At 64.4% G+C, this 5,949-nt stretch carries 7 protein-coding genes; all 7 read right to left on the reverse strand.

Annotation, left to right across the window (positions count from 1 at the left end; genetic code table 11):
- Positions 1-211 (reverse strand): hypothetical protein (locus ACTS2Z_RS03255; protein WP_442571798.1); only part of this gene is annotated, 211 nt, incomplete at its 3' end.
- Positions 208-795 (reverse strand): hypothetical protein, encoded by a 588-nt coding sequence (locus ACTS2Z_RS03260; protein ID WP_442571799.1) that lies wholly within the window; start codon positions 793-795, stop codon positions 208-210. The genes ACTS2Z_RS03255 and ACTS2Z_RS03260, both read right to left, overlap by 4 nt.
- Positions 792-1,841: a hypothetical protein gene (locus ACTS2Z_RS03265; RefSeq protein ID WP_442571800.1), complete on the reverse strand. Its 1,050-nt coding sequence runs from the start codon at positions 1,839-1,841 to the stop codon at positions 792-794. The genes ACTS2Z_RS03260 and ACTS2Z_RS03265 overlap by 4 nt, the downstream gene beginning before the upstream one ends.
- Positions 1,804-2,868: a hypothetical protein gene (locus ACTS2Z_RS03270; RefSeq protein WP_442571801.1), complete on the reverse strand. Its 1,065-nt coding sequence runs from the start codon at positions 2,866-2,868 to the stop codon at positions 1,804-1,806. Before ACTS2Z_RS03270 ends, ACTS2Z_RS03265 begins: the two co-directional genes overlap by 38 nt.
- Positions 2,865-3,590: a type II secretion system protein gene (locus ACTS2Z_RS03275; RefSeq protein WP_442571802.1), complete on the reverse strand. Its 726-nt coding sequence runs from the start codon at positions 3,588-3,590 to the stop codon at positions 2,865-2,867. The genes ACTS2Z_RS03270 and ACTS2Z_RS03275 overlap by 4 nt, the downstream gene beginning before the upstream one ends.
- Positions 3,591-3,594: 4 nt before the next feature.
- Positions 3,595-4,281 carry an SAM-dependent methyltransferase gene (locus ACTS2Z_RS03280; RefSeq protein WP_442571803.1) on the reverse strand — a complete coding sequence of 229 codons (687 nt, stop codon included), beginning with the start codon at positions 4,279-4,281 and terminating at the stop codon, positions 3,595-3,597.
- 93 nt (positions 4,282-4,374) lie between these two features.
- On the reverse strand, positions 4,375-5,949 hold a 1,575-nt coding region (locus ACTS2Z_RS03285), incomplete at its 5' end, for an acetyl-CoA hydrolase/transferase C-terminal domain-containing protein (protein ID WP_442571804.1).

Below are 5,949 nucleotides of genomic sequence, written 5' to 3' on the forward strand. Positions count from 1 at the left end.
GCGTGATGTCTGCATCGGGAAAGAGGCGGGCGGCGAAGATGCGGCTGACAAAGCCGCGCACATCTGATGGATCGGGGGCATTAAAGGCGGCCACAACGCCCGCGCCCTCGCGCGAGTCCTGACCTGCACCGGCACTGACGCCGGCAAGCCCCGCCATGAAGGCGAGAGCCGCCGCAATACCTGCGAGGACCAGACGGAAAGCCGATGTCATGGCGCGGCCTCCTCAGGGGCACCGATCACGGCAGGGGCAATCAGTTGCATGCGGATGAGACCATTGGCGCGCTGCCACTCCACGCCAGCCGGCACGATGAGATTGGGGTAGCTGGCAAGATTGTTGAACAGGGCAAGGAATTGCCCGTCCCGGTCCTCACCGCTCAGCCGCAGCTCGAAATAGACCGCTTCATCGCCCAGAGGCAGGGGATCGGGGCGCACCTCGACATTGACGCGGCTGATACCTGCCTCGCTTGCCAGCCGGGTCATCTCGCCTTGCAACTGGGCAGAGACGATCCCTGCCGTTCGGCCCTGCCAGAACGGGGCTTGGGCCACATCAAGATCGGCGGCGAGTTCGGCTGCGCGGTCTGCCCAGTTGCTCTCGGCAGCCAAAGCCCGGAAGACGCGCAGCTCCCGCTCAAGCTGGCGCGCCGTGTCGCGCTGCGCGGCCACATGATCGGAAAGGCTGGCAATCGCAGCAATCAGCAGGAGGCCGCTAAGGATCGCCGCGCCTGCCCAGGCGCGCGGCGTCATCTGCGCGGCAATCTGGTCCCGGTACTGCCGGGTACGGGCAATCAGGCTCACTGTTCGGGCCCTTCGACATCAGCTTCGACACGCCAGAGATTGGCTTGGCCCAGCGGTGCAAATCTCACGCCGGAGAGGCTGGGATGGTTCTCCAGAAGCTCGACCAGGCTTGCAGGCGTCAGGTCCTCGCTGGCCTGCAACACCATTTCCAGACGCCGCCCGGTAATGTTCGCGCTTTCCAGCTGCGTACCGGCCTCTTCTGCCGCCTCGGCAAAGACGGCAAGGATTTCCATCGGATGGGTGCGCGTCAGTATTTCGTCATAGACGGTCAGCTGGGTAGCGCTGTAGCGGGCCTGGGTGCGGGCTTCGACCACGTCGCCGGTGACATTCTGCAGGCTCGCCATCTCGCCATTGGCCTGCATGATGAAAGTCTGAAGGCTGATCGCCTGTCCGCCGAGATAGAGCAGGGGAACGGCCAGAAGGACCACCGCCAATGCGGCAATGTCTTTCAGCGACGGGCGCCGGACCATGTCCAGCACGCGGTAGCTCAAGGGCTGGGCGGGCGCGTTCAGCGCCGGTCTTTCAGGGGTCGGTACCGCGACCACGTGATCGCCCTTAAGGCCGCGCACGAAGGCCGCCCATTCATCGGCGCCCGGCTGATAGGGCCACCAGCGGCTCGCGGTCAGTTCACCATCCTGCCAGAGCTGGCCTTCAAAACCTTCCATGCAGGCTCGCAAGGCCAGCCCGTCGGCAGGCGCGTGCAGTACTGTTTCCGGCACCGCGTGAAACTCGCCCTTGCCGAGGCTCTCCAGGCTGGATTTCGGCCAGCTCCACACCCCGACATGGCGCGCGCCCCAAACCAGATAGATGTCTGCATCGCGAAACGGCGTGCGCGCCTGCGCGGCCATGCGCGCGGCCTGGATTGTGCGGGGATTGATGCTGCCAGGAGGGCGGGTGACCAGCTCGAAATGGGTCAGGGCGCGGCTGAGCACGACGCGTTCGCCGCGTATGAACCGGTCCGCCGCGTTGCCACCGCGTTTCGTCCGGGCGTCCGCATACACGACAGAGCTAACCGGGCTCAGGAAGCCGCCTTGAAGTCTCGCCATCGGGTACCTTGAGCGCATCACGAACGTAGTCACCCCCTATACGGTATCTTGATCGTATAACATAGGGCCTGCCCTCAGTGCCGGGCGTCAATTCAAATGCCGTCCGCCGTACCCGTTGCGCCTCCCGGTCATGGGTCAGTGCTACGAAATGGGTCGTCGGCGGGGAAGGGAAGTGAAAGACATCGACGAGGTTGTCAAACTCGGGCCAGCCGAGGTCGAGGAAGGATTGCGGGCGCGCCTCGCTTTCATCCCAGACACGCCGTCCCAGAGCTTCGCCGCGCTCGGCCATTGCCGCCATCATGAAGGGTGAAGCCAGCAGCGCGTTCAGATGCGTCGCATCGCGCGGCTCGGTCAGCAGGAGCAGACGGCCTTCATCCTGGCAGATTTCCAGTTCGGCCATCACCGGCGGCACACACACCTCTACCGGCGAAACGATAACCCGGTCAGGCGGCAGCCCGGCCTGCGGATAGTCTTCTGCCTCGGCACCGCCGATGCGGCTTAGGCCTTCCTCATCCTGGAAATCGCCAATCTGGGCGTAGACGGTGCGGTGCAAGTCGCGCTCGATCGAGAGCACGTCATAGCGCGGCTCCAGATAAACCGGTTCGATGGCGGACAGGCTGATGAAGGCCTGCTGGTCCATGAAGCGGATAAAGACATCCTCACGGGCGGTCGCGAGCGCCTCGCCATTGGCCCGGACAAGGCTTTCCCGGTCAGGATCATCGGACGTGATGATCACCTCGCCCGCCATGTCGCGCGCAGCACCCACCTCAATGCCCAGACGCCCCGCAGGCGATGTCAGCGTGTGGTAGAGCAGTGTCTGCTCGGCGGAGTGAAAGGCGCGGTCGGCCTCGATGCGGCTGGCAATGGCGATGGCCTGTTCATTGCCCTGGCGCACCTGCGTGGAAGCAAGCGTCGTCACCAGCGCAATCAGCACGATCGCGGCCAGCACCAGCGGGAAGACATAGGCCGACCGGGCGCGAAAGGCGCGGCGAAGGCCTGCTGTTTCCGGGGCGGGTATCCTCCTCATTGCAGGATATCGCTGATGCGGGCCTGCGGGCAGGCGTTCGAGGCCGGCGCGAGGATCAGGCCGTAATCACCGCCGGGTGCCTCAACGGTCAGGCGGATGGCCGATGGCAGGTAGGCGCAGTGCGGTGGGCGCATCAGGCGCTCGCCCTGCTGGGTCGGCAATTGCGGCACCACGCTCTGCACCTGCCGCTCGAAGCGGGCGGCCAGCGAAGGCGGCGGCCAGCTCTCCTCCCACACGCCATTATCCGGATTGCGGTATTCGAAGCGTCCGTCGGTCGCGCTCCAGCTCATCACCCGCCAGAGGCGGTCATCACCCTCTTCGCCAAGACCCTCGCGATAGACGAGGCTGAGGCCGTCTTCGTATTCTTCAAGGCTGAGCGTGTAATAGGCGGAGGCCGCGCTGCCGGGCAAAGCCGAACGGGTGGTGTAGCCACGAAAGCTCATGCCATCGCCGCCGAACGCGCGCTCGGTCTGGACATGCTCGGTGCGGGTTGCCTCCACCGCTTCGCGCAGGACCGTCATGTCGATGCGCGCATTCATGCCGGTGCTGACGAACCGGCCGATACGCACCGCACCGCTACCTGCAAGCCGTACCGAATCGAGCACCAGCACCGCGACGAGAGACGTGATCGCCAGGCACACCAGTGCTTCGAGAAGGGTAAACCCCGCCTCGCCCTTGCCGGCCCGGTTCAAGATTGCGGAGGATGGCGTGGCGTGTGTCATGGCCCTATCGGCGGCGGAAGATTGCCATCTTCTGATTGCGGGGATGGTCCCAGTCACCCATCCATTCAACGTCCCAGCCCGAGCGGGCGGCGCGTACCATCTCGCTGGCGCGATAATGGTAGGGGTCTTGCGCGGGATGGGTCGTTACCCCGCCGCGCTCATGCGTCAGCGGCGTGTCAAAATCATGCCAGGGCGGACAGTCGAAATAGGTCGCAAAGAAAAGGCCGCCGGGCTTCATCCGGCCATGTATTTTCTTCAGGCAGGCATGGAGATAGCGGATCGGCAGATGGCTGAACACGGACTGGGCAATGGCGTAGTCAAACCGGACGCCGAACCCGCTTATCGAGAAATCCTGTGTCTCGATCATGTTGGCATGGGGAAAGCGCTGGGCCAGGCCGCGCTGGACGATTTCCTTCTCGTATCCCGCTTCGAGAATTTCGCTGGAAATGTCGATGCCATAGTAATGGCCCGGTTGCAGATACTCGATGAATTTCACCCCGCCCCGGAACGAGCCGCAGCCAATATCCACCAGCCTGTGTTCGGGCTTCAGGCCGCAGCGGACGAGGAACTCGATCTGCAGCGCGCCCAGCTCTTCCCACATGCCGCCAATGATCGTGCGGTGTCCGTCCTCGCTGGCGGTCAGGGCCGTCTCGATGAAGGCCTTGTCGTAATAGTAGGAGGCGTCGGACATGGCCGGATTTCCTGTCACTCTGGATAGGCGAAGGCTGATGCTCTGATGCTAGAGGCTTGCGTGGCCCCTGTTAAGCGATGACTGCGCAGCGTGTCAGGCGGGCGCAGATGTCTTGTCGAGGGCCAGAAGGACCAGCCGCTGCTCGATCCGCCGGGACAGGCTGCCGGGTTTCGTGAGGCCCATGCGCTCCAGTGCTTCGCGGTGTTTTTTCGCTGCGGGCGCAGCGAACACGGCCGCAGCCAGCAGGCCTGCCTGGTTGCGCCATCCGCTGCTGCGCGGCGCCAGCCATTCCAGTGCCAGACGCAGACGGTATTCGGTATCGGTCAGGTCACTCCCGAAGGGCCAGGTCAGCAAGGCACCCGACGTGATGTATGGCTGCAATTTCGCGGAAAGCGCTTCGGGCGTGTTTTGCCGAGCGGCTTGTGGAAGCTGGTAGCCGGCCTCGACCTTTCCGGCGGCCTTGGCCTCGGCCAGAAATGCGTCCTGAAACCGGCTGTCGGCAATGGTGGCCAGCGCTATTGCGACTTCCCGGTCGGTCTTGCCACGCAGGTCGGCGGCGCCGTATTCGGTGACGACGATGTCGCGTAAGTGGCGCGGCACCGTAACCTCGCCGCCCGTCCACACGATGTTGGAGCGCGTCTCGCCTCCGCTCTGGCGCGTGGCCCTGACAAGAATGATGGAGCGCGCATCGTCCAGTTCATGCGCCATGGCTGAAAAATTGTACTGGCCGCCAACCCCGCTGACGACGCGCCCGTCGGCCAGCGTGTCGGAAATGGCCGCGCCTCGCCCGTTCACCATCATTGCCGTGTTGATGAAGCGGGCGTGCTGGCGTTGCAGGCGAGCGAGTTCCTCGTGGCCGTACAGCTCGTTGACCCTGGTGACCGATGTCATGTCGATGCGGGCGCGAGCCTTCGCGTCGAGAGCGTGCAGGCGCTCATAAAGGGCGCCGGGTCCGGCATAGAAGCCGGCATGCAGGGCAATGCCTTCATCGTCTTTCAGGCTAGCCGGATCAGCCAGAAGCTCAGCTTGCCGGTCCGCATCATCGCTGACCCGGCGCGAAAGGATACCCGTCTCGAAAAGGTCGAGAAGGCCCAGCGTCAGCATCTCGCTGCAGCCGTAAAGCCCTTGTCCGAAGGGCTCTGATCCGCCGCAGCGTTTCATCAGGCCCGTGTCGCAGCCCAGAGACCCAGTCACGTCGCGCCATGCCGCATTGTCCTGATGGCGCAGTTTCAGCGCTGCCGCGACCGCATCGGACAGCGCCCCGATACCGGTCTGCAAGGTGCCGCCATCGCGCACCAGCGTGCTCGCATGAAGCCCGATAGCGTGGGCGGCGGGCGTCACGGCTTCCCTCGGTATCGCAAAAAGCGTGTAGCGCCCAGCATCATAAAGCCCGTCAAACCAGTCTTCCGGCACGTCCGCGCCCTGACCCAGAAACGGCAGGTTCGCGTTGATTTCGCCAAGGATCAGAGCCGGTTCACCCGTCTTGCGGCGCGCATGCAGGGCCGGGATCATGTCCAGTGACAGGTCCGGATTGCACGACAGGCTGACGCGCCCATCGGGGCCTGCGGCAACCATCTGGGCCACCACGTTCACGCCTGCGTCCAGGATGGCCCGCCCGGCATGGGTATAGTTTGCGCTGACATAGTCGCGCTGGGCGGCGGCATTGGA

The organism is Glycocaulis sp. (assembly GCF_052168375.1).
In the GTDB taxonomy this organism is placed as follows: Bacteria; Pseudomonadota; Alphaproteobacteria; order Caulobacterales; family Maricaulaceae; genus Glycocaulis.